The organism is Pseudomonas sp. HMWF032, assembly GCF_003060885.1.
Classification (GTDB): Bacteria; Pseudomonadota; Gammaproteobacteria; order Pseudomonadales; family Pseudomonadaceae; genus Aquipseudomonas.
On the sequence record NZ_QAIG01000007.1, the window covers coordinates 185,074 to 206,948 of the forward strand.

Annotated in this window: 18 protein-coding genes and 1 tRNA gene; 7 read left to right on the forward strand and 12 right to left on the reverse strand. The window is 60.5% G+C overall.

What is annotated here, in order from left to right; genetic code table 11:
• The 3 genes from DBR00_RS21065 to DBR00_RS11965 all read left to right on the forward strand — a co-directional run.
• Positions 1–449, forward strand: a 449-nt coding sequence (locus DBR00_RS21065; protein ID WP_256582997.1) for an enoyl-CoA hydratase-related protein, incomplete at its 5' end; no start/stop codon positions are given.
• Between the two features lie 54 nt (positions 450–503).
• Positions 504–2,492 (forward strand): acetyl/propionyl/methylcrotonyl-CoA carboxylase subunit alpha, encoded by a 1,989-nt coding sequence (locus tag DBR00_RS11960; protein WP_108486552.1) that lies wholly within the window; start codon positions 504–506, stop codon positions 2,490–2,492.
• 111 nt (positions 2,493–2,603) lie between these two features.
• Positions 2,604–3,422, forward strand: coding sequence for an NAD(P)-dependent oxidoreductase (locus DBR00_RS11965; protein WP_108486553.1), 819 nt, complete (start codon positions 2,604–2,606; stop codon positions 3,420–3,422).
• Positions 3,423–3,597: 175 nt separating this feature from the next.
• Here the strand turns inward: DBR00_RS11965 and DBR00_RS11970 are convergent, their stop codons facing one another.
• A complete protein-coding gene (locus tag DBR00_RS11970) occupies positions 3,598–5,652 on the reverse strand; it encodes a sensor histidine kinase (RefSeq protein WP_158271566.1) in 2,055 nt (684 codons plus the stop codon).
• Positions 5,653–5,724: 72 nt separating this feature from the next.
• Here DBR00_RS11970 and DBR00_RS11975 point away from each other — a divergent pair, with 72 nt between their 5' ends.
• The 3 genes from DBR00_RS11975 to DBR00_RS11985 all read left to right on the forward strand — a co-directional run bounded on the left by DBR00_RS11975 (position 5,725) and on the right by DBR00_RS11985 (position 9,249).
• Positions 5,725–6,411 (forward strand): response regulator transcription factor, encoded by a 687-nt coding sequence (locus tag DBR00_RS11975; protein ID WP_108486555.1) that lies wholly within the window; start codon positions 5,725–5,727, stop codon positions 6,409–6,411.
• 129 nt (positions 6,412–6,540) lie between these two features.
• The gene (locus tag DBR00_RS11980; protein ID WP_108486556.1) at positions 6,541–8,250 is read left to right on the forward strand and encodes an autotransporter outer membrane beta-barrel domain-containing protein; all 1,710 of its coding nucleotides are present in this window, start codon (positions 6,541–6,543) and stop codon (positions 8,248–8,250) included.
• 195 nt (positions 8,251–8,445) lie between these two features.
• Positions 8,446–9,249, forward strand: coding sequence for an alpha/beta hydrolase (locus tag DBR00_RS11985; protein WP_256582998.1), 804 nt, complete (start codon positions 8,446–8,448; stop codon positions 9,247–9,249).
• A gap of 887 nt (positions 9,250–10,136) precedes the next feature.
• On the opposite strand, the gene DBR00_RS11995 is transcribed toward DBR00_RS11985, so the two are convergent.
• Entirely contained in the window at positions 10,137–10,511 is a 375-nt protein-coding gene (locus DBR00_RS11995) for a VOC family protein (protein ID WP_108486558.1), read from the reverse strand.
• 179 nt (positions 10,512–10,690) lie between these two features.
• Between DBR00_RS11995 and DBR00_RS12000 the strand changes: the two genes are divergently transcribed.
• Entirely contained in the window at positions 10,691–12,517 is a 1,827-nt protein-coding gene (locus DBR00_RS12000; protein ID WP_108486559.1) for a long-chain-acyl-CoA synthetase, read from the forward strand.
• A 34-nt stretch (positions 12,518–12,551) separates the two neighbouring features.
• Here the strand turns inward: DBR00_RS12000 and DBR00_RS12005 are convergent, their stop codons facing one another.
• The 10 genes from DBR00_RS12005 to ybgF form a co-directional block, all read right to left on the reverse strand.
• Positions 12,552–13,046, reverse strand: a complete 495-nt coding sequence (locus DBR00_RS12005) for a hypothetical protein (RefSeq protein ID WP_256582999.1) — start codon at positions 13,044–13,046, stop codon at positions 12,552–12,554.
• 148 nt (positions 13,047–13,194) lie between these two features.
• Positions 13,195–13,962, reverse strand: coding sequence for a hypothetical protein (locus DBR00_RS12010; protein WP_108486560.1), 768 nt, complete (start codon positions 13,960–13,962; stop codon positions 13,195–13,197).
• Positions 13,959–14,540 carry an RNA polymerase sigma factor gene (locus DBR00_RS12015; RefSeq protein WP_108486561.1) on the reverse strand — a complete coding sequence of 194 codons (582 nt, stop codon included), beginning with the start codon at positions 14,538–14,540 and terminating at the stop codon, positions 13,959–13,961. The genes DBR00_RS12010 and DBR00_RS12015 overlap by 4 nt, the downstream gene beginning before the upstream one ends.
• Positions 14,537–16,285 carry a VWA domain-containing protein gene (locus tag DBR00_RS12020; RefSeq protein WP_108486562.1) on the reverse strand — a complete coding sequence of 583 codons (1,749 nt, stop codon included), beginning with the start codon at positions 16,283–16,285 and terminating at the stop codon, positions 14,537–14,539. The genes DBR00_RS12015 and DBR00_RS12020 overlap by 4 nt, the downstream gene beginning before the upstream one ends.
• Before the next feature lie 80 nt (positions 16,286–16,365).
• The gene (locus DBR00_RS12025; protein WP_108486563.1) at positions 16,366–17,805 is read right to left on the reverse strand and encodes a PLP-dependent aminotransferase family protein; all 1,440 of its coding nucleotides are present in this window, start codon (positions 17,803–17,805) and stop codon (positions 16,366–16,368) included.
• Between the two features lie 265 nt (positions 17,806–18,070).
• Positions 18,071–19,129 (reverse strand): quinolinate synthase NadA, encoded by a 1,059-nt coding sequence (gene nadA / locus DBR00_RS12030; RefSeq protein WP_108486564.1) that lies wholly within the window; start codon positions 19,127–19,129, stop codon positions 18,071–18,073.
• A 169-nt stretch (positions 19,130–19,298) separates the two neighbouring features.
• Positions 19,299–19,374, reverse strand: a tRNA-Lys gene (locus DBR00_RS12035).
• 57 nt (positions 19,375–19,431) lie between these two features.
• Positions 19,432–20,106 (reverse strand): 7-cyano-7-deazaguanine synthase QueC, encoded by a 675-nt coding sequence (gene queC / locus DBR00_RS12040; RefSeq protein WP_108486565.1) that lies wholly within the window; start codon positions 20,104–20,106, stop codon positions 19,432–19,434.
• A gap of 1 nt (position 20,107) precedes the next feature.
• The gene (gene queE / locus DBR00_RS12045; protein ID WP_108486580.1) at positions 20,108–20,755 is read right to left on the reverse strand and encodes a 7-carboxy-7-deazaguanine synthase QueE; all 648 of its coding nucleotides are present in this window, start codon (positions 20,753–20,755) and stop codon (positions 20,108–20,110) included.
• A gap of 292 nt (positions 20,756–21,047) precedes the next feature.
• Positions 21,048–21,875 carry a tol-pal system protein YbgF gene (gene ybgF, locus DBR00_RS12050; protein ID WP_108486566.1) on the reverse strand — a complete coding sequence of 276 codons (828 nt, stop codon included), beginning with the start codon at positions 21,873–21,875 and terminating at the stop codon, positions 21,048–21,050.

Consider the following 21,875-nt stretch of genomic DNA (forward strand, 5'->3'; position numbering starts at 1 on the left):
GCTTCGGCCTGGCCTGCGTATCGGATATCGCCCTTTGCCAGCAGGACGCCAAATTCGGCCTGCCAGAAACCACGCTGGGCATTCTCCCGGCGCAAATCGCGCCCTTTGTGGTCAAGCGCATCGGCCTGACCCAAACCCGCCGGCTGGCCCTGACCGCCGCCCGTTTCAATGGCAGCGAGGCCGAACGCCTGGGCCTGGTGCATTTCAGCGAAGTTGACAGCGAGCACCTCGACGCCCGCTTACAGCAGGTACTGAGCCAGGTACGCCAGTGCGCGCCGCAGGCCAACGCACACACCAAAGCCCTGCTGCTGGCTGCCGAACACGAAGCCCTCGGCCCGCTGCTCGACCGAGCCGCCGAGCAGTTTGCCGCCGCCGTCACCGGAGCCGAAGGCATCGAAGGCACCATGGCCTTTATGCAAAAACGCCCACCGACGTGGGCCGCTGAATAAGCCCCTCTACAAATGACCTGATCGCCAGGCTTACTACCCAGCAGGAGCACCCAGATGCCCGCCTTCAATAAGATTCTGATCGCCAACCGCGGGGAAATCGCCTGCCGGGTGATGCGCACCGCCCAAGACCTCGGCTACCGCACCGTGGCTGTGTATTCCGAGGCCGACAGCGATGCGCGCCACGTGCACGTCGCCGACGAGGCGGTCTGCATCGGCCCGGCGCAGGTCAACCAGTCCTATCTCGTCATCAACAACATTATCAAGGCAGCACAAAAAACCGGGGCCGACGCGATCCACCCCGGCTACGGCTTTCTCTCGGAAAACGCCGACTTCGCCCGCGCCTGCGAAGCCGCCGGTATCGTGTTTATCGGCCCGACCGTGGAAGCCATCCACCTGATGGGCAGCAAGCGCCTGTCGAAAATCGCCATGCTCGAAGCCGGCGTGCCGTGCATTCCCGGCTACGAAGGGGCGGCCCAGGATGACGACACCCTGAGCCGCGAGGCCGAGCGCATCGGCTACCCGCTGATGATCAAGGCCAGCGCCGGTGGCGGCGGCCGTGGTATGCGTCTGGTGCATGAATCCAGCGAGTTGCTGGCGCAAATCCGCACGGCGCGCTCGGAGGCGCAGAACGCCTTCGGCAGCGGCGAGCTGATTCTCGAACGTGCAGTGATCCAACCGCGCCATGTGGAAATTCAGGTGTTCGGCGATCAGCACGGCCACATCGTCTATTTGGGCGAACGCGACTGCTCGGTGCAGCGTCGCCACCAGAAAGTGGTCGAGGAAGCGCCCTGCCCGGTGATGACGCCCGAGCTGCGCCAAGCCATGGGCGAGGCCGCCGTCAAAGCCGCCGCATCAGTGAATTATGTCGGCGCTGGCACCGTCGAGTTTCTGCTCGATCAGAGCGGCGAATTCTTCTTTCTGGAAATGAACACCCGCTTGCAGGTCGAACACCCAGTCACCGAACTGATCACCGGGCAAGACCTGGTCGCCTGGCAGATTCGCGTCGCCGAAGGCCAGCCGCTGCCACTCAAACAAGACGAAATTCGCCTGACCGGCCACGCCATGGAAGTGCGCCTGTACGCCGAAGACGCCGCCCATAATTTTCTGCCACAAACCGGCACCGCCCTGCGCTGGGAGCCGGCGCTGCGCGACAGTATTCGCATCGACCATGGTCTGCTTGAAGGTCAGGTGATAAGCCCGTTCTACGACCCGATGCTGGCCAAGGTGATTGCCTACGGTGCCACCCGCGAAGAAGCCCGGCGCAAGTTGGTGCGTGCGGTTGAGGATTGCGTGCTGCTGGGCGTCAACGGCAACCAGCGTTTTCTCGCCAACCTACTCAGCCACCCCGAGTTTGCCGCCGGCAATGCCACCACCGCGTTTATCGCCGAGCATTTCGCCAGCGACCCTAGCCTGAGCCCACAACCACCAAAGGTGGCCGAGTTAGCCACCGCCGCTGCCCTGCTGTTCCAGCAGTCGGCCAATGCCCGCGCCCACCAACCGGGCCTCTCCGGCTGGCGCAATGCCGGCAGCGCGCCCTGGCGCTTTCTGCTCAAGCAGGGCGAGCAGACCTTCAGCGTGGAGCTGCACGTGCAGGCCGACGGTCCACAGCCCAGCCTGCTGGCGAGCATTGCCGAGCAGCAGGTCAGCCTCAAACTGCTGGCCAGCGACGGCCGCTGGGTCACTCTGGAGCTGGATGGCATTCGCCAGCGCCTGGCCTACCACCTGGCCGGAGAACAGCTCTGGCTGTACGGCCATAACGGCAACCTGCAGCTCACCGATATCACCCACCTGCCCGTCAGCAGCGCCGCAGGTGCCGGCTCGGGCAGCGTGAAAGCACCGATGGACGGGGCAATTGTCGAAGTGCTGGTCGAAGAAGGCACCACGGTCAGCAAAGGCCAACTGCTGGTGGTGCTGGAAGCGATGAAGATGGAACACCCGCTCAAGGCCAGTATCGACGGCGTGGTACGCCGCATTGGCGTGAGCCGCGGCGATCAGGTGAAGAACCGTCAGTTGCTGGTGGAAATCGAAGCCAGCGAAAGCTGATCGCATCCCGTGGGAGGGGCTTTAGCCACGACTAATTAGTTACTTGTCGCGGCTAAAGCGGATCGCCGCCCGGCACCTCCCACAAAAACCATAAAAAGCGAGAGAACACATATGTCACTGCAAGGCAAAACCCTATTTATCACCGGCGCCAGCCGTGGCATCGGCCGTGAAATCGCCCTGCGCGCCGCGCGTGAGGGCGCCAATATCGTGATTGCAGCCAAAAGCGCCGAGCCCCACGCCAAACTGCCAGGCACCATTCACTCGGTAGCCGCCGAAGTCGAAGCTGCCGGCGGCAAAGCCCTGGCCCTGCAATTGGATGTGCGCGACGAGGACGCGGTAAAGGCGGCCATGGCCAATGCCTTCGAGCACTTCGGCAGCATCGATGCTGTCATCAACAATGCCGGCGCAATCAAGCTGATGGGCGTTGAGCACCTACCGCCCAAGCGCTTCGACCTGATGTTCCAGATCAACACCCGTGCGGTGATGGTCTGCAGCCAGGCGGCGTTGCCCTACCTTAAGCAGAGCAAGGGCCATATTCTCAGCCTGTCGCCTCCGCTTAACCTCGACCCCAAGTGGTTCGCCACCTACGGCCCCTATACCAGCACCAAATACGGCATGAGCATGCTGACCTTAGGTATGCATGAGGAATTCAAAAAGTACGGCATCAGCGTCAACTCGCTCTGGCCCAAAACGGTGATCGCCACCGCCGCCATCGAATTCGAAGCCGGCGGCCCGGCCGTGATGAAGGCCGCACGCCTGCCGGCGATCATGGCCGATGCCGCCCATGCCATCCTGTCCAGCAGCGAACGCAGCATCAGCGGGCGCCTGCTGATCGACGAAGAAATTCTCCGAGAGCAGGGCCAGCAAGACTTCGAGCAGTACCGCTTTGATCCGGCCGGCAAACTGATGAACGATCTGTTTGTCGACTGAGGCCTGCTGAATACACACCGGCCTCAAGGTCGGTGTGTGTTTCGCCTCGTACAGGGTTGAGCGTGTGGATAGCGGATACAACTGGAGATTCGGACGCGGCTCAACCCAATGTGTTGGCGTTGCACAAAGGGCTGTTCGCTTGAAGCCCGACTACCGCCCCATCGGCGAGCAGCACCTAGCCTCGCCTCTCCAAGGTTGCCTGAACGGGCAACGTACAGCTCGAATCATACCCGCAGGCCGCCAAACGCAGGCTAAGGCGGAAGCAGATGACCTCACCCCCGCCAAAACTAGTCAGCGTCGCATCGCCACCGTGAAGCTGAGCGATGCGTCGCACCATATACAACCCCAAGCCTGCCCCCGTCGTGCTCTGCGCATGGCGTCCACGGTAATACTTGTGGAAAAACCGACCACGCTCATCCTCGGCGATAAGCGCGCCAGGATGGCTCACACTGATCAGGATTACCCCGCCCTCTTCACGTACCACCAGCCTTACCGGTACGCCCTGGGGCGCATAGCGGTCGGCATTCGCCAGCAGGTTGCGCACCGCCACGTGTAACAGGCCCACATCACACCAGTAAGTCTCGGCGCTCAAACGCTGATCGAACAGAATACGCTCGGCTGGGAAATCGGCCCGTAGACCATTCAGCAGTGCCGCCAGGTCGCACGCTGCGAAGCGGGATATCGGCTGCGGCTCAGCCATACGGTCGTGGGTCAGGTAATCGTCTACCAGCGCCAGCAGGCGCGCGGCAGCATCGCGAATGTTCTGGCAACGGCGCAGGTTCTTTTCTGCAGGTGCATCCAGCTTGCGCCCCAGCTGCTGCGCAGAAGTGGCAATGATCGCCAGTGGCGTACGGAACTCATGGGAAACCATGGCGACGAAGTCGCTCTGCTCTTCACGCACTTGCTGTTCGCGCCTCAGCGTAGCGCGCAGTTCCTGTTCCAGTTGCTCGCGGCGCAGCAACTCCTGATTGAGTTCAAAGGTGCGCAAGGCAACCTGTGACTCCAAATGCGCATTCTGCTGCTGAATCAGCGCAGTGTTCTGCGCCTGAGCCAAGTGCTTGTCCCGCTTGAGACGGTTGTAATGACTGATGATGCGCAGGCTCATTGCACCCATGTGCAACAGCGTGCCAAGTGCCACCGCATGATCTGTCCATAAATTCGCCGGTACCACGCCGAAATTGCGCAAGAAGGCCACCAGGACGCCTGCATAAAAAACGCCGAAAGCCAGCAGGTAAAAGCGCGCCGGTCGATGACCGCGCCACAGCAGCCAGGTAGCGACTGTCACCATGAGAGGAATGCTTGCCAGCGAAACGCTCAGCACCACGGGCACCGCCTGGCGGAAAAAACCGAGCAGAACGGCTATGGCGGCCAAGCCGCCCAGCAGCCAGGATAAAGCGACCAACCCGTTAGCTAATCTGTTGTAAACCTGAGCCAAGGCTAATTGGCGACAGGCAAAAACAGTTCCGATCGGCAGACTCAGTGCCATTGCTACGCCCAGCAAGGGATCGCTCAGCTGAACCGGAATGCCAAGCAATTGCTGGGGCAAGCCTATCGTCAACCCCTCAATCCATACGCAACAGCCCACGTAGGCCAGATACCAGCCGCTCTCTGGCGCTTGAGTCATGCGCCAGAAAATCACATGAAAACCAAACAGCATGAGGTAAATGCCGAAATACAGCCCATAGGCAATGTACTCGCGCCGCCCGGCTTGGCCGAACTCCGTCGCCTCCATGAAGTCCAGGCTGACTGACAAGGCATTCTTGGTCTGCAAACGTAACAGCACCACCTCGTTCTGCTGACCTTGCAGGCGCAGGGGAAATACCGCTGAGCGATAGTCGATGGGCCATCGCTCACGCGCCAGGTTCTCGCCTGAACGCCTTTCCTGCCATGCGCCATCAGCACCGCGCTGATACAAACGCACATCGTCGAGCAAGGCATTACTCAGGCGCAGCATCCAGCGCTGCTCACCTGCATCGGTTGGCCTAACCTCCAGGCGTAACCAGACATAGCCGCTGGTGTAGCCGGCACTGAGGCTCGATGGCAGTGCCTGCCAGCCTTCGGCTTGCAAAGCCTGCTGCGCGCTCAACACGGCGTGGGGGTCATCCAGACGCTGCAGATAACCGCTGACCGGAATTGCACCGCCCCCCGTCTGCAATTGTAACGCCGCGGCCTGAACAAAACCCGGCAGCCCAAGCAGCCAGAAGAGGAGGAAATGCTGAATTGTTTTCATGGCGGGCGATGCTACCATGCGCCCGCTCAAGCGTTGTCAAGCCACCGACGCCCTGCCCCGAGATGCCTTGCGATGACCGGCCTGATCCTCCTCGAAGACGACCCCATACTGCGCCAGGAACTCTGCGAGTTTCTCGATGATTGCGGTTACACCACCACGGCAGCGGCCGATCTTGAAGCGTTTCAGCGTCTGTTTCAGCCCCAGCAGCACAAGCTGGCCGTGCTCGACCTAGGGCTGCCGGATGGTGACGGTCTGCACTTAATCCAGCGCCTGCGCCAGTCTGGCCACCGCTCGGGCATTCTCGTATTCACCGCCCGTGGTGGTGGTGCTGCCGCACGCATTCAAGGGTTGGACATCGGTGCCGACCACTACCTGAACAAAGGCTGCGACCTCGATGAACTGGCCGCCACCCTGGCTTCATTGCAACGACGCCTGGCGTTTGATGCCGAAGAGCAGTCCTGGACCTTGCAGCTTGGCCCGCGACGCCTTACCCCGCCCAATGCGCCACCGGTGCCACTCTCCCAGCAAGACCTGCGCGTGCTGCACTGTTTGATGGCGCAGGCCGGGGAATGCGTCAGCCGCCAGCAGATCGTCACGGCCCTGGGTGAGGACTTTCTTGCCTATGACCAACGTCGCCTCGACACGCAGATACGCCGCCTACGGCGCAATGTGGAACAGGCCAGCGGCCTGCCGCTGCCCGTCAAGACCCTGCGCAACCAAGGTTATTGCTTCTACGCCCAAGCCTGCCTGCTCGACTGAAAGCGGCCTATTTGCTCAGATTTGCTCAGTTTCGCCCTGTGCACTCACTGATAGCATCGCGCCATCTCAAACCGGTGCCCGCAACCTGACAATGCTGTGGGCACGCCTCTGACTGTCGATGGAATCACCATGAGCCGCACACTGTATCCGCTCTTTCAATTCAAGAAATGTGCCCTGGCCACAGGCCTGCTCAGCGCCTTGCTGCACGCGTCCATGAGTCATGCCACGCCCAGCGTTTACACCTTCAGCGTCAACGGGGCTACGGCCACCACCGGTACGATGCAGCTGACTCCGAATTCTCTGGGTTCTGGAGTACTTGCCAATCCCAGCGCCCTGACGAGCGGCGTCAATCCCTTCAACTATGCGGTGGCTTATTTCGTTCCGACCCTTAGCAGTGCCTCCTTTATTTTCGGTCAGAGCCAAGCGCCGATTGACTCGGTGATGATTGTGTACAGTGGCTTCTTCAACCCAAACACACCGGGTGCAGGTGCGTTGGCGGGTAACGACGATACCGTCTTGGGCGGCCATGAAAGCATTCTCGGTGCGGGTGCCAACGTCAGTTGTGGAGGCAGCCCTGACCTCTGCCCGCAAGTGGGTCTTAGCGTCACCGGTGGGCAGATTTACAGCATCGTCATTTCCACCTTTGGCACGGGCGATACTCTGGGCACCCCACTGAACCTGGTCTTTTACACCAATGGTGACGGCCAGTTCTATGCGGCACCGCCAGCACCACCGGCAACAGTCGGCGGAGTACTCAACTCTGCCACCCTGCAGGGTAACAACCCCGCTTTGGCTGGTGCCCGCGTGATTGATGCGACGCCGCAATTACTCGCCCTGTTCAGTGGCCTAAACACCAATCAACTGCGCTCCGACGCCGCCAGCCAGACCTTGCCGCTGCTAACCGGTGCCAGTACCAACGCCATCAGCAACAGCCTTGCCGCTATCAATGATGTGATTCAGGCCCGCCAGGGCAGCACCAGCGGCCTGTCTTCAGGCGATTCGCTGCTCAGCGAACAGCAGTTATGGATCAAGAGCTTCGGTTCTTGGGCCGACCAAAATCAGCGCAATGGCGTGGCCGGCTTCGACGCCGACAGCAAAGGTTTGGCGCTGGGTCTCGATACTGCTGTCTCGGACAATGCCCGCCTCGGGTTGGCCTTCGCCTATGCCACAACCGACATCAATAGCGACTCCACCATTGCCCCGCAAAGCGCCGAGATCGACACCTACCAGTTGATCGGCTACGGCAGCTACGCCCTGACGCCTGCCACCGAATTGAACTTCCAACTCGATGTTGGCCAGAACCGCACCGAGGGGCAACGCAGCATCGGCTTTGCCGGCACCACAGCCAAATCCGACTACGACGGCTACAGCGCCCATGCCGGCGTTGGCATTGCTCACGACCTGCGTCTGACCGAGCAGCTGACCTTCACCCCCTCGGCCCGCGTCGATTACACCTGGATCGGCGATGACTCCTATGCAGAAAAGGGCGCCGGACTGCTCAATCTGGATGTCAACAGCCGTGATACTGAAGCACTGCTTATGAGCCTCGACGGCAAGCTCGATTACGCCCTGAACAGCAGTACTGTGCTAAGCGCTAACCTGGGTGGCGGCTATGACGCCATCAACGAGAGCAACTCCATCACGTCTGCCTATGCTGGCGCAGCGACTGCCACTTTCAGCACTGAGGGGCTTGAACTCGAGCCTTGGCTGGCCCGTGCCGGTCTTGGCCTGAGCCACACCCTGCCCGGTGGCACCGAGGTCAGCCTGCGTTATGACGCCGAAGTTCGCAGCGACTTTACTAACCAGGGTGCATCGCTCAAGGCACGCTGGGCGTTCTAGGTCCGGTAACGTTCAAGGCCACTACATAATATGCCGTGGCCTTGATTTCCAAGGGCGTGAGCGAACATGACTCAACTATCCTGCCGAAACCGGCACGACCTTAAGCCCATCTGGTTACCGGGATTAGCCGCCATAGTACGGTTTACAGAGGCCAGCCCCTCTACACGCCCGGGACTTCGCCTTGCATGGTGCCTGGTGCTTCTGCTCACGGCCTGTAACACACTCCCCAGCCCAGAGGCGCGCCGCCAGAATGCCAATGCGCTGGCCAGCAGCCATCACTGGCAGGCCTCAGAATTGCAGGCTGGCGCCTTCCGCTTGCAGGCCTATACACCGCAGCGTCAAAGTGAAGAACTAACTCTATATCTGGAAGGTGACGGCCTGGCCTGGATCAACCGTCACCAACCCTCCGTCGATCCAACTCCGCTCGACCCACTAGCTTTGCGCCTGGCACTGGCCCACCCTGACGGCAACGCGGCCTACCTGGGTCGGCCATGCCAGTATCTGGGAGCCGCTCATTTACCCTGTCATCCAGATTACTGGACCGGAGCCCGCTTCGCCGAAGAGGTGGTACACAGCATCAATCTGGCCACCGAGCAACTCAAAGCCAGGGCCGGTGCACGACGCTTGGTGCTGGTCGGCTACTCCGGTGGCGGTGCCGTGGCTTTATTGTTGGCGGCACGCCGGGATGATGTCGTACGTGTAGTCACCGTCGCGGGCAATCTTGATCACGCGGCCTGGACAGCTCATCACCGGCTCACCCCCTTGCTGGAGTCACTCAATCCTGCACAGATGCGTCAACGATTAGCCGTGGTAGAACAGATACATCTGCTAGGCGAGCACGATCAGATCGTGCCACCCGAACTGGGCAAGGCCTTTGTTGCAGCTTCGTCTACCGCACATAAGTCCCGGATATGGGTACTCCCGCAGTATGACCATCACTGTTGCTGGGCCCAGAATTGGCAAGACCTCTGGCAACGGCTGGCAAACCCGCCCAAGTAAATGCCCCCACACACCCCGAGCACATTTGCGCAACAAGACTAAGGCAGCCTGTGCTGACGGAAGTCCTACTGTCCTATCACCTCAGTCTGCGCTTGCTCATAACGCTGCATATAGCGTTCAGCCGCTGAGCGGGAAAATGCGAATACAGCCGCATGTGTTCCTGGGGCAAAGGCAGCATAAGGATGCTGCCCTGCATACCCAGGTGCTGCACCTGATAGCGTACAGCCAGGCCATGGGGATGATAGAACGCCTCCAGACGCCCGGCCTGAAGCATTTTCAGGCTCTGGCTCAATACATTGCTGCTCAGGGTTTGCACCTATAGGCGCAGGTCTCGCAACATGGGTGAGCGGTAACCATCCTGCCAGGCACCTAAACGCAAGGGCAGCCGTTGTTCGACCAAGTCCACTTGTTGCAGGGGGCCCGCGGGCCACCAGCAACAGCGGCTGAACCACCACAAAGGGCTGCGCCGGTTAGACCAGCGTAGTTCCACGCTCCGGGGTCTTGGCCAGGATCCGTGCCATATCCAGCTGATGACGTTGCAGCATCTGCAATAGACGTGACACGGATAACGCTGATAACTCACCACACTGAGTTGCATGCGCTCGGCAATTTTCGCGAAGTAGGCTATAGCCGCCCCTTCAGTATCGGCCTGCCCTGGCAACCGCGTATGGGGAGGCCGATCGAAGTAGCCAACGCGCCGGTTGTCGGCACTCGCCAACAGGACCAGGGCAACGAAGATAAGTGCAAACGAGGCAGCTGAAATACGGCGAGTTGTTCTCTGCACAGACCTTTGGGTAAAACCTGTTGAACTGAATGCAGAGGGAGGGGCTAGCCGCAGCCCGCCTTCAGTGACCTGCAAACCAGCAAAAATCCCCCGACCTGGCGTGTCAGCTCAGCCGCCAGGGTGGATTCAGACGGTTGGCTCCGGCATGGTAGAGGCACAGCGGATTGCCGTCGGGGTCCTGTAAATAGGCTTCGCGCCACAGCCAGGGCTGATCAGTCGGTGGCATGCTGAACACGATGTCCAGAGCCTGCAGGCGGGCGACGGTCTGGTCCAGTTCAGCGCATTCGAAGTAAATCAGCGTCTGGCTGGCAGGCACCTGTTCGACCCGACTCAGGGAAAAACTGGACTGACCATCCGGGCAGCAGAACCGCGCATAGTCCGGCAGGCTTTCGACGATCAGTTGCAACCCCAGCTGCTGGTAAAAGCGGATCGCGCGCGGCACGTCGCTGACCGCGACAGTGACTTGATTCAGGTTCATCGCCGGCTCCATAAAAATCAGTGTTCGCTGTAATGCCACAACCCAAAGGGCCCGACAACCCGTCACAGTGGTATTTGCCGATCTGCCCTGTATCGCTTGCGCCAGAGTCATGGCAGGGATGCGCCCTGACAACTAGAGTTGCGCTTCGCCCCCGCATAACAACCATAAGCGCGAGAGCCATGAGCCAGACCGACCTGATTTCCCCACTGCGTTTTCTGACCCGCCTGCCCCAGCATCTGCCGCGTGTACCGCGCCTGTTGCGCGGCCTGTATTACGCCGGTATCCGCAACCGCGAGAAGAACCTCTCGCTGGCCTGGGCATTGGAGCGCGCGGCGCAGGAGCACCCGGAGCGCCCGGCGCTGCTCGATGAATCGCGCAGCCTCAGTTATGCGCAATTTAACGCTTGGGCCAACCGCCTGGCCTGGGCCTTCAAGGCTGAAGGTGTGCGCCATGGCAGCGTGGTGGCGGTGATGCTGGAAAATCGCCTGGAGTTGCTGGCCATTCTCGCGGCGTTGAGCAAGCTCGGCGCAGTCGGGGCGCTGGTGAATACCACACAGCGCGGCAAGGTGCTGGCGCACAGCCTGAATCTGGTCAAGCCGGGTTTTATGCTGATCGGCGAAGAACTGCTGGCCGCCTTCAACGAGGTTGCCGAGCAACTCAATAACCCGCAGACACCGCGTTACTGGGTGGCCGATCAGGACTGCCTGCAGGACGCCGGCCAGGCACCCGAGGGCTGGACCAATTTGATGCAACTGGCGCGCAGCCAGGCCAGCGATAACCTGCCCGACAGCGCCAAGGTGCAGATGAAGGACCCTTGTTTCCTGATCTACACCTCAGGCACCACCGGTCTGCCCAAGGCCTCGATCATGAGCCACGGCAAGTGGATCAAGGCCTATGGCGGCTTCGGCCACTCCGGGCTGACCCTGAACAACCTGGACGTGCTCTACCTGACGCTGCCCTGCTACCACAACAACGCCGTCACCGTCTGCTGGAGCGCCGCACTGGCCGGTGGTGCTGCCATCGCCCTGCGCCGCAAGTTCTCCGCCAGCGCCTTCTGGCCGGATGTGCAGCGTTATCAGGCCACCTGCTTCGGCTATATCGGCGAGCTGTGCCGTTACCTGCTTAACCAGCCAGCGACTCCGGCCGAGAAGAACAACAGCCTGCGCTGCATGATCGGCAACGGCCTGCGGCCCTCGATCTGGGCCGAGTTCAAGGCACGCTTCGGGGTCGAGCAGATCACCGAGTTCTACGCCTCCAGCGAAGGCAATATCGGTTTTACCAACGTGTTCAACTTCGATAACACCGTGGGGTTCTCCCCCGCCACCTACGCCATCGTGCGCTACGACTTGGAGAACGACCAAGCGGTGCGTGGCAAGAAAGGCTTTCTGGAAAAGACCAAGAAAGGTGAAGCGGGCCTGCTGATCAGCGAGATCAGCGCCAAATGGCCGTTCGACGGCTACACCGACCCAGCCAAGAGCGAGGCGGCGATCCTGCGCAACGTATTCAAAAAGGGCGATGCCTGGTTCAACACCGGCGACCTGATGCGCGATATTGGCTGCAAGCACGCGCAGTTTGTTGATCGCCTGGGCGATACCTTCCGCTGGAAAGGCGAAAACGTCTCAACTACCGAAGTGGAGAACGTCCTGGGCGCCTTCCCCGGCGTGGAAGATGCGGTGGTGTATGGCGTAGAAATCTCCGGCACCAATGGCCGTTGTGGCATGGCCGCACTACGCCTGAGCGAAGGCCAGCAACTGGACAGCGCCGCCCTCGCCGCGCACCTGGATGCCGAATTGCCGGTGTACGCCGCGCCGCTGTTTATCCGCCTACTCGGCGAGGTGGAAACCACCGGCACCTTCAAATACAAGAAGGCCGACCTCAAGCAGGCCGCCTACGATCCGAACCGGGTGCAAGAACCGTTGTGGGTGCGTCTGCCCGGCGAATCCTGCTTTACGCGGCTGGATCACAGCCTGTTCAATGCCATCAGTAAGCAGGCCTACCGCTTCTGATGGGCTGTGGCCGGCGAGTGTTGGCAGTCGCCGGCTATTGCTTGAACTCGAACTGCAACTGCGCCCCTTCAACCGACTGCCAATAGTCGTCACCGCGCTCGTTGGTGATCAGCTTACCGTTGAGCTGAAAGGGACTTTCCGGCTCAGTTTTCTCGACAAACAACGGCGGTAACAACGGCGTCGACAGGTCGTTGAGTGGTTCCAGCGGCTGCAGTGGATCGAATACATCAGGGCGCAGGCTCAACTCCAGTGGGGCTCTTTTCTCCGGCACCGGCTCAGCGGGCTTGGCTTTAACGAGAGCGGCAACTGGCTTGGCAGGCGCCGAGTTTCTCACCGGTTTGGGCGCCTCAAGTGGTTCAACCTGAGGCGCAGGGCTGACGGGGGCCGGCGGCGTCTGGGTACTCATGGGGGAATCGGGCTGCACGTGCACAGCCGGTGTTTTGGGAAGAACAGGCGGATTGGCAGGCTGCTCACAGGCTGCCAGTGACAGCAGGGTCAGTAGCAGCGCGCAGCGTTGAATAATGGTCATGGCAGATACGAAGGCAGCGTCATAAGCCGCTATGCTCGCCCCTGCCCAGGCCTCTGGCAACCCTGCAATCTGTACAGCAGGTAACCGCACGCGGCAAAAGCCCGCGGCAGCAGCGCATGCACTGGCACCGGGCGATCTGTGACACGGCTCAGTCGGGCGCCTGCAAATGCTGCAATTGCGCGTCGATATCCACTTCGGGGTGCTCACGCATCAGTTGCAGCAACAAGGCATCGGCCTCATCCGTCCAGCCATCACGGCGCAATTTCAACAGCCGCTGTAACTCGCTGCGCAACTGCTGCTCAGCTTGACTGCCAGTAGCGCCAGCCGCTTGCTCGGACGCTGACACCGCTGGCGCACGGGCAGCTTGTGGCTGTAATGCATCAACCGCAGACTCCTCACGCAACAGCTGATCAGGCGCAGCGACCGAAAGTTTTTCCTTCGCCTCGGCGCTATCGCTGCTGTAACCCTGGCTCACCGGAGCGGGTTGCGCCGCACGCGAGCGTTCGGCCTCATCCGCCACCCCAGCAGATTCTGCCAACGGCGCGGACATCGGCGCAGCTTGCGGCGCCGTCCACGCGGCAGCCGGCGACATCGGTGCGCCACTGGGCACGGCATCGAAGGCATCTGGAGCCTGCTCGAAGGTACGCCAGGTCAGGCTTACGCCAATCCCCAGGCAAGCAACCCCGGCCAACGCCACCGACCAGCGTTGCCGACCCCCTGCGCCGAACAGCCAGTTGTGCAAGCGCGCACTCAGGCCAGGTTTGACCTCAGCAGCGGGCACGCTCCGCGCTGCGGCACTGGCCGCCGCGAGAATCTGTGCATCCAGCTGCGCACTGGGCTCGCCGACGCTGTGCTGGCGGAAATGCTCAAGCATCTGCCGTTCCTGCTCATCGAGCCTATGTTGATCGTGGTTCATACGGACAACTCCTCGGCGGCCGAGTCAGCCAGCAGCCGACGTAACTTCTGCAGGGCATAGCGCAAACGGCTTTTCACTGTTTCAGCAGGGGTCTGGGTCAGCTCGGCAATCTCGGCCAACGCCATGTCGCCATGGGCGCGCAACAGAAACACTTCACGCTGCTCTGCCGGTAAATCCGCCAGGGCGGCCTCTAAACGCTGCTGATCGCGGCTCAGGCTGAGCTGTTGCTCAGGCCCCGGCTGCGGGTCGTGCGGGGCATGCTGCTGTTCATCGTACTCAGCATGCCCCGCCTGGTGCCGACCATGCTTGCGCCAGGTGTCGATCAAGCGGTTGCGGCCGATCTGGTACAGCCAGGTCTTGAACAGCACGCTATCGCGCTGCTCGCTCTGGCTGCGGATCAAGCTCATCCAGGTGTCCTGAAACACCTCCTCGGCCAGGGCGTGATCGCCACACAGGCCGAGCAGAAAGCGAAACAGGCCGAGCCGATGACGCTGGTACAACTCGGCGAAAGCCGCCGCATCACCGCGGCGGTAACGCCGCAACAAGGCGGCGTCGTCATCCGTGAGGGGTCGATTCACTGCTCTACTCGTGCGCTGGTTGAACGGTTTGTCGCAGTTTGCAGACTCTGCGCCAGTTGCACCAGCTGTACGAACTCGCCACGCAGGCCGAAGCGGTCATCGCCCTTGGCGGCACGCGCCAGCTCGGCACTGTCGGCCAGGCTGAAACGCCCGGTATAGGTATCGCCCTTGAGTTGCTGGGCGAAGGCAGCCACCGCTGCAGCAAAGCGCAGGTCTTCACTGACCTGGCTGATAGCACGCGTATGACTGGCCTGAATCGGTTGCTCCAGCAGCTTGCTGATGTCCTGCCCTGGCGCCTTGTAGCGAATGCGCAGCCAGGCCAGTTCGCCCGCCGGGCTGCCGGCCTTGGCCGCTTGCTGATAGCGCAGCGGCTCCAGCCAACCCTTGCCGCCCACTGGCACCACTTCATACAACGCAGTCACGGTATGGCCTGCGCCGATTTCGCCGGCATCGACCTTGTCGTTGCTGAAATCCTCACGTTTCAGCGCACGGTTTTCATAACCCAACAGCCGGTATTCGCTGACCTCGGCTGGGTTGAACTCGACCTGAATCTTCACATCGCGGGCCACCGTCGCCAGGGTCGAGCTGAGCTGATCGACCAGCACCTTGCGTGCCTCGCGCAGATTGTCGATATAGGCATAGTTGCCGTCGCCGGCATCGGCCAGCTGCTCCATCAGCTGTTCGTTGTAGTTATCAGTGCCAAAGCCCAGCGTGGTCAGCGATACGCCTGTTTTGCGTTTGTCCGCAGCCAATTGCTTGAGCGTTTCAAAATCGCTGATGCCGACGTTAAAGTCGCCATCGGTGGCCAACAGGATGCGGTTGATGCCGCCGTCGATAAAGCCCTGCTGCGCCTGCTGATAGGCCAGCTGAATGCCCGACTCGCCCGCCGTAGAACCGCCCGCCGCAAGCTGGTCGATAGCCGCGCGGATCGTGGCTTTCTCACTGCCGGATGTTGGCTGCAGCACCACGCTGGATGAGCCGGCATACACCACCAGCGATACGGTGTCCTGCGCACGCAGCTGCTCGACCAGCAGCTTCAACGTGCTTTGCACCATGGGCAGGCCATCGCGGCGATCCATCGAGCCGGAGACATCCACCAGAAACACCAGATTGGCTGGCGGCAATTCCTCTACCCGCAGATCCGAGGCCTTGATGGCGATACGCAGCAGGCGGCTCTCGGGGTTCCACGGCGTGACTGCCAGCTCAGTGTGCACGCCAAACGGCGCATCGCCCCTGGGCAGCGGATAGGCGTAGGGGAAGTAATTGACCAGTTCCTCCAGACGCACCGCATCCTGCGGCGGCAACTGCCCAGCATTGAGGAAACGCCGCACATTGGCATAGCTGCCGGTATCCACATCGATGCTAAAGGTCGACACGGGGGCCTCGACCACGGCATGCACCGGGTTGCTCACCAGCTTCTGATACTGCTCGCGGTTCTCATCACGGTAGCCCGGCGGCAAGGCATCGGCCTGCACAGACATCGGCATCGGCGCATAAGCCACGCTGGGCATCACCGCCCTGCCCGCCACCTGGCTTTTACGTTTCAATTCAGCAGGTGCCGCGGCCAGCTGCTCATGCAACTCGGCGCGTTCACGGTTGTGGGCCTCATCGCTGAGCTGCGGGCCGCCAACCTCGGTGGCAGGCGCTTCGGGGTTAGCGGCGCTGCAGGCACCAAGGCTGATCAATACGCCTGCGGCAAAACCGGCAAGCAGAGAACGGGTAAGCAATACGGGGTAAGCAGACATGAGGGCATCTCCTGGGCGAGCGGAACAGACCATTCGCTCAGGTAGACGCAGCCCTGCGGTGAGGCGGGTTAAACCCCGGATTAAAAACTTGCAGCGCCTTCCTGACATAGCTGCCCGGCCAGCATGCCCAAGGTCATCAAGGCACGCTCGGCTTCGCGATTCCACGGAATACCGCAGTTCAGGCGAATACAGTGGTTGAACTGCTCGGTATTACTGAAGATCAACCCCGGCGCAATGCTGATGCCCTGCTGCAGGGCGCGCACGTGCAGGTCCTTGGTGTTGACCCGCGCCGGTAGGCTAACCCACAGAATAAAGCCACCCTTGGGCCGGCTCATCTGCGTGCCTTCAGGAAAGTACTGCTGCACCGCCAGTTGGAAGGCACTGAGATTCTTGCGGTATTCCTGGCGGATAAAACGCAGGTGGCGGTCGTAACCGCCATTCTCCAAATAGGCCGCCACCGCCATCTGCGTGACGCTGCAGGCCGAATGGGTGCTGAACGTTTGCAGGCGCTGAATTTCATCCTGGTACTTGCCGGCGATGATCCAGCCGATACGCACCCCTGGCGACAGGGTCTTGGAAAAGCTCGAACAGTAGATCACCCGCCCTTCACGATCATGAGATTTGAGCGCCTTGGTCGGGCCCTGCTCGAACATCAGTTCACCGTAGATATCGTCTTCAATGATCTGGATATCGTAATCACCGGCCAGGCGCAGCAGCTGGCGCTGACGCTCTTCGGGAATGGTGCCGCCCAGCGGGTTGCTCAGCCGCGCAGTCAACACAAGCGCCTTGATCGGCCACTGGTTGGCCGCCAATTGCAGGGCTTCCAGGCTGATACCGGTGGTTGGGTCGCTGGGAATCTCGATAACTTTCAGACCGAGCAGATCAGCCAGTTGCAGCAGGCCGTAATAGGTCGGCGACTCGGCGGCGATCAGATCGCCCGGCTTGGTCAGCACGCGCAGGCTCATCTGCAGGGCATCCACACAACCATGGGTGATCACCACCTCGGTCGGGTCGACCACCACGCCGGCATCACGCATGCGAATCGCCACCTGACGCCGCAGCGGCTCAAAGCCCGGGCTGAACATATAGCTGAAGGCCCGCGCACTGTGAAAACGGGTGACCTTGGCCAACTGCTGGTGCAATGCCCGCACCGGCAGGTAATCCACATGCGGCACTGCCGCACCAAGGGGGAAAACGCCTTCGCGGCGCGACTCGGTGAGTACCTGATTGATGATGCTGCTGCGCGTCACCAGACCCGGGCGTTCTACGCGGGCGATATCCGGAGTGGGCGCGGTCAGGGCCGGGGTCTGGTGCACGTAAAAGCCGGACTGCGGGCGGGCACGAATCAGGCCCTGGTCTTCCAGGTTGGCATACGCCTGCAGCACGGTAGCGTGGCTGACACTCAACTGCGCGCTCATCTTGCGCACCGAAGGCACCCGCTCACCAGGCTGGTAAACGCCGCGGCGGATGTCTTCCGCCAGTTGCTGGGCAATGCGCTGATAAAGCAACAGATTGGTCATGACCATGTTCCTGCTTGACTGAACCGTAACAGTAAACCGGACATATACAATTGCACCGGTACAGCTCACTGAATTGTGGGCGATACAGTACAAAGCTGCCAGGACTGTAACGGTACAAGCGTACACAGCCCTGCTAGCTACTGAGCATATAAAGAAGGTGATGACGATGATCGACGGCGTAGCGGGCTAGAACGCAAGCCGCTCTGCAGCAGTCGCTGGCCATAGCAATAAGGGAGCCCAACATGGGCGCCTTGGCAAAGGCGCGCTAGGCGTTACCACTAAGTTTGAGGCGTGCTGCCTGGGTAAAGTCCAGCATGCGCTTGAGCGGCTTGATCGCCTTGGGAATCAGCGCCGGATCGACGAATATCTCGTTGCGGCCCTCGCGTAAGCATTCCAGGGTGCGCTGCAGAGTGTTCATTGCCATCCACGGGCAGTGTGCACAACTACGGCAAGCGGCACCGTTGCCAGCGGTAGGCGCGGCGACGAACTCCTTGCCCGGACACAGCTGCTGCATTTTGTAGAAAATCCCGGCGTCGGTGGCAACGATAAAGGTCTTGTTCGGCAAACGCTGCGCAGCAGCAATCAGTTGGCTGGTGGAGCCGACAGCATCGGCCAGATCGATCACTGCGGTCGGTGATTCTGGGTGAACCAGCACGGCGGCATCCGGATACAGGGCTTTCATGTCCGCCAGTTGCTTGGCCTTGAATTCTTCATGAACAATGCAGGCGCCATCCCACAGCAGCATGTCCGCGCCGGTCTTGTTCTGGATATAGCGCCCCAGGTGCTGATCCGGCGCCCAGATGATGCTTTCACCGTTGTCCATCAGATGCTCGACGATCTCCACGGCACAACTGGACGTCACCACCCAGTCAGCACGCGCTTTAACCGCCGCCGAGGTGTTGGCATACACCACCACGGTACGTTGCGGGTGCTGATCGCAGAACGCCGAAAACTCCTCGACCGGACAGCCCAGATCCAGCGAGCAAGTCGCCTCCAGGGTAGGCATCAATACGCGCTTTTCCGGATTGAGGATTTTCGCGGTTTCACCCATAAATTTGACACCCGCCACCAGCACCGTCTGCGCCGGGTGCTGATTACCGAAGCGTGCCATTTCCAGCGAGTCGGATACGCAGCCGCCGGTCTCTTCCGCCAGCGCCTGCAATACCGGATCGCAGTAATAGTGAGCCACCAACACAGCGTTCTGCTTTTTCAGCTCAGCGGCAATCTCGGCACGGTAAAACGCCTCCTGATCTGGCGTCAGCGGCGTGGGCTGCTTGGCGTCAAGGTGGGCTTGCACCAACAGGCGTTCGGAAATCTGGGTCATGTCATCAGGCTCTGAATATGCTCTCAGTGCAGCGAGTATACCCGCCTGGATGGTGCCGCAGCAGGCAGCGTGCAACCCCGTACGGCGGTAAAGTTACAGACAAAAAAAAGCCTGAAAATTCCATTGATCAGAACTTTCAGGCTTCTCATACCTTCAATGAAGGTCAATATGGTGGGTCGTGTAGGATTCGAACCTACGACCAATTGGTTAAAAGCCAACTGCTCTACCAACTGAGCTAACGACCCGACGCGGTGCGCATGATACTGATTTAATTCATAAATTCAACAGTGCGCGGAAAAAATTTAGCAGTAGCGGGTCGGATCAGTTAAACCGGCCGCACTGAAGCCCGCAGCACGCAGGCGGCAGCTGTCACATTTGCCGCATGCGCGGCCCTGCTGGTCAGCCTGATAGCAGGACACGGTCAATGCATAGTCAACACCCTGCTGCACACCTGCCTGCACGATCTCGGCCTTGCTCATGTTCTGTAGCGGCGCCTTGATGCGAAAGCCCTGCCCCTCGACACCGGCCTTGGTCGCCAGATTGGCCATGCGCTCGAATGCCCCGATGAACTCCGGACGGCAATCCGGATAACCTGAGTAATCCACCGCATTAACGCCGATAAAAATGTCACGCGCACCCAACACTTCGGCCCAACCCAGCGCGAGGGAAAGGAACACCGTGTTGCGCGCTGGCACATAAGTTACCGGGATGCCCTCGGTCGGGCTTTCCGGCACCTCGATGCTGACGTCGGTAAGTGCCGAGCCACCCATGCCGTTGAGGTTCAGACCAATCACCTTGTGCTCGACCACGCCCAGTTGCCGAGCCACCAATTCGGCCGCCTGCAACTCGGAACGATGGCGCTGGCCGTAATCAAAACTCATGGTGTAACAGCTGTAGCCATCGGCTTTGGCTAACGCCACCACGGTGGCCGAGTCCAGGCCGCCTGACAGCAGGATTACCGCTTTCTTATCGCTCATATCAATGTCCCGGCTCATCATTCCAGAGAATCTTGTGCAGCTGCATCTGCAGACGCACAGGCAGGTTGTCGGCAATGATCCACTCGGCGAGCGAGCGTGCATCCAACTCATGATGACTGGGCGACATCAGCACTTCGCTCACCCGCTCAGCCAGGCGGTACTGAATCAGCTTGCTTACCGCCCAGTCATAGTCCTCACGGGAACAGATGACGAACTTAACCTGATCATTGGGTGTCAGCAGATCGATATTTTCATAGCGATTGCGCGCGACTTCCGCCGAGCCTGGCGTTTTCAGGTCAAGGACCTTGCTTACCCGCGGGTCTACCGCCGATACATCCAACGCGCCACTGGTCTCCAGTGACACCTCATAGCCGGCATCACACAAACGCTTGAGCAAAGGAATGCAGTTGGGTTGCGCCAAAGGCTCACCACCAGTCACACAGATATAACGCGGCTTGTAGCCGGCAACCTGCTGGACAATGGCATCCAGCGACATGATTTCGCCGCCACTGAAGGCATAGGCGGTGTCGCAGTATTGGCAACGCAGAGGGCAGCCGGTCAGGCGAACGAATACCGTCGGCAAGCCGGCGGTGCGCGTCTCGCCCTGCAGCGAGTAGAAAATCTCGGTAATGCGCAGGGTATCTTGCATATCAGCCACGGGCGTGACAGCTAAACAGGCCGTCCGCCTCCGTTGCGGGAAAAGGGCCGCGGATTGTATACGAAAAAACCGCCAAAAGCAGTTTTTAACGACGCAAACGACGGCCCGGTGGGGACCGCCAGAGATGACTAGCCCTAAAACGGAGGAGTTTTTAAACGCTACGCCACAAGGCGAACACATAGGGATGACAGAACGCGTAAGGCGCGCCAGACATTTCCCGGACAAACAAACGACAGATACAAAAAACCCGCGTCAGGCGCGGGCTTCTAGACGGCTTAGCGCCTTACGGCAAGCGCTGCAGATCACGCTGCGCCAGTTGCGCAGCAGAACTGCCCGGATACTGAGCAATAACCTGCTGCAGAATGCCTTTGGCTTTATCGCTATTACCCAGACGCTGCTCGACATCCGCAAGCTTGAACAGCGAATCCGGCACCTTGGCGTGGCTTGGGTAGGTCTGGCTGACACGCGCAAAGGCCTGGCCGGCGCCCTGTAGATCGCCCTTGGCCAGATTCACTTCGCCCAGCCAATACTGTGCGTTGCCGGCATACTGGCTGTTAGGGTATTTGCGCAGAAAAGCTGTGAATGCCTGACTGGCCTTGTCAAAGTCCTTGGCCTTGATGAGGTCAAAGGCCGCTTCGTAAAACAGCTTCTCCTTTGCCGGATCGGCTGGTTCACCGCTTGCCGTTGCAGGCGCTGGCACTTGACCGGCTACTGGCGGAGTCGGCGTACCGTTGGCGTTGATCGCGCCAGCGGTTGAAGAATTCGGGTTGATTACAGCACCTGCTGCACCACCACTCAGACGCTTATCAAGATCCTGATAACGCTCCAGGCTTTCTTGTTTCAGACGCTGAATCTCGTTCTGTTGCTCTTCCAGCGTACCGCGCAATTGCGCGATCTCATCCTGCATCTGCTGCAGCTGGTTGAACAACATGCCCTGCGCCGAGACAGGGGCAGCAGCCCCTGTCACGACAGAGGTGCCGGACGTACCGTAACCAACAGGCGGGTAACTGCTGCCGTAACCGGCATTGTTATCCACCACGGGAACCTCAGCCACAGCCGCAAGGGGCAGGCTGAGCGCCAAAACGGTTAAAGCACGACGGCACGTACGCAT